Origin of the sequence: Bacillus sp. L_1B0_5, assembly GCF_000836715.1 — a bacterium.
In the GTDB taxonomy this organism is placed as follows: domain Bacteria; phylum Bacillota; class Bacilli; order Bacillales; family Bacillaceae_G; genus Bacillus_A; species Bacillus_A thuringiensis_S.
Genome location: NZ_JXIS01000246.1, coordinates 1 through 1,996 on the forward strand (window position 1 = coordinate 1; position 1,996 = coordinate 1,996).

Here is a 1,996-nt window from a genome sequence, read left to right on the forward strand (position 1 = left end):
GGCGGTTGTACTTGTGTCCTTGGACATAGCTTGATATTCAGCACGTAACATAGCTGTACGTTTCTTGGCTGCTTCCATTTGAATTTCAAGCTTCTTCTTTTCAGCAAGAAGTTTATCAGTCATTGTCGCATCTTGGCCCATTGCTGCAATATGATTTTTATATTCTTTCGCTGCATTATTCATAACCATATTGATTTGTTTCAATGTATTTGCATACTGAACTTGGCCATCCATTTTAAAATTAAGAACAACGTTTCTTTCTTTACTATTCCCAGGCATTTTCTCACCTCATTTCTTATAGGAATGGTGTTTGATCTAGCGTGTAGATTTGTTTCGTTTTCTGCTCATGTAATGCATCCGGATTGTTGTATCTGAGATGCATAATGAATTGTTTTAAAAAATGCGCAGGTGTTATTTTCCAAAAGTCATTCATACTTAAACCAAGCAACGTATTACCAACATAAAAATAAAAATCCCAGTCCAATTCGGACTGAGGTTCCTCGTTTTTAGTCAGTATGTTTTTTACTTTTTTTCTTGCTTGAGCTTCTCCATATCGGAATGTTGGAAGTTTTGATTGTTAAAAATGTTAAATACCACTTTAAAAATATCAGGTAAATCATAAAGCGGAATTGAATTTTTCACTTCTGTTGGTGTACACTCAGTACCTCCACTACGCATCATCGCGTAAATTAAAGATCGCATCAATTTCGCTTCATTTTCCCCTAAGCTAAATTGTTCTTTTGCCAACATTTCATTCATATCTTTTTCAAACTCATGATATGGTTTCCCATAAGATTCTTCCACATAAGGAAATGATTCAAATGTAAAAATAACAGGGATATCAACACCCTGTATTTTGATTTTATTTAAATTTATATTAACGTTCACTAAATCACTTAAACGTGCCATAATTACCCTCCTTATTTACCTGTTTGAGTCGTTCCACCTAGCTGCGCTAGTTGAGATTCATCACAAATCACTTGCTTTAGGAAATCTTCAGCTTTAATTCCTTTCGCTTCTGGATCACCAGTATCCAATTCTGCTTGTGTTACATCATTAAATAACAATGGATCTGCTGTAATTGTGTAAGCAATGTCATCCACAGTCATTTCATCACCTTGTGTTTTCCAAGATTCCTCTATTGGAGCAACCGTACATTTTGGATACCAACGTAATATTTTTGTTCCATCATTTAAAGGGAATACAACACCTACTGCGAACTTGGGATACGCCTTTGCCTTCGCTGTTTCAAAAGACACACCTTTTTTACGTGTTTTTGCAAAGATTTTATCTTTTACTTCACGATTTAGACCAGCAAGATTAAAAGCTAATCCAAACGCTGTATTTTTGACAATGTTAATAATTTTTTTGTTAGATGCCCACTTTGTAAAATTAGTAGAAGTAGTGGAAATCGTTAGATCAGAAATATTCGTTTGTCTATAAACGATATCCTCATAAGTTGGTAGTGCACTAGAAGTTTCATTTCCCTTCATCAAGCAAAGATATAAATCTTCGATCCCTACGGAATATTGAATTTCTTTATTTTCAATTGTCATGTATATCATCCTCACATTCTATCAATTATTTTTTGTGCCATAATATCAGCAATTTTATCCCCTTCTGCATCGAAGGTATTCTGAACAAAGTGTTTTCCTTTCACACGCCCCTTACCTTTTGCTTTTTTGTGGCCATGTTCAACTAAATACCAATACCAAGCTTCATCTTTAAATTCCACAGATACACGATCATCTTTCACAACAACCTTTAGGCTATCCCTTAAATGTGTCCGCTTGTTTTTATTGGATGCTTTGATTTTTGGTTTTAATTTACTAGCAAAATACTTGGCTGCTTCATCTAACACATCCAAACTTACTTTTTTATTCACCCGTAATAGCGTATTAATATCTTCTAAAGCTTCAGCAAAGCCATTGTTATTTGAAGCCATTACTGGATACACCTCACATACGTGATAAACTGCGTGATAGTGTCGTCATTC

Annotated in this window: 5 protein-coding genes; all 5 read right to left on the reverse strand. The window is 34.6% G+C overall.

Features of this window, described 5'->3' with window-relative positions; genetic code table 11:
• A partial coding sequence (locus RT27_RS32175) for a hypothetical protein (protein WP_043937531.1) occupies positions 1 to 279 on the reverse strand: 279 nt, incomplete at its 3' end.
• A gap of 16 nt (positions 280 to 295) precedes the next feature.
• Entirely contained in the window at positions 296 to 484 is a 189-nt protein-coding gene (locus RT27_RS34735) for a hypothetical protein (RefSeq protein WP_000383691.1), read from the reverse strand.
• A 38-nt stretch (positions 485 to 522) separates the two neighbouring features.
• Positions 523 to 909 carry a hypothetical protein gene (locus tag RT27_RS32180; protein WP_043939509.1) on the reverse strand — a complete coding sequence of 129 codons (387 nt, stop codon included), beginning with the start codon at positions 907 to 909 and terminating at the stop codon, positions 523 to 525.
• A gap of 11 nt (positions 910 to 920) precedes the next feature.
• A complete protein-coding gene (locus tag RT27_RS32185; protein ID WP_043939510.1) occupies positions 921 to 1,556 on the reverse strand; it encodes a major tail protein in 636 nt (211 codons plus the stop codon).
• 11 nt (positions 1,557 to 1,567) lie between these two features.
• A complete protein-coding gene (locus RT27_RS32190) occupies positions 1,568 to 1,945 on the reverse strand; it encodes an HK97-gp10 family putative phage morphogenesis protein (RefSeq protein ID WP_043939511.1) in 378 nt (125 codons plus the stop codon).
• Positions 1,946 to 1,996: the final 51 nt, after the last annotated feature.

Bases quoted from the DNA above. Each gene is read 5' to 3' on its own strand.
- RT27_RS32180 (WP_043939509.1), bottom strand. From the start codon at position 909: ATGGCACGTTTAAGTGATTTAGTGAACGTTAATATAAATTTAAATAAA.
- RT27_RS32185 (WP_043939510.1), bottom strand. From the start codon at position 1,556: ATGACAATTGAAAATAAAGAAATTCAATATTCCGTAGGGATCGAAGAT.
- RT27_RS32190 (WP_043939511.1), bottom strand. From the start codon at position 1,945: ATGGCTTCAAATAACAATGGCTTTGCTGAAGCTTTAGAAGATATTAAT.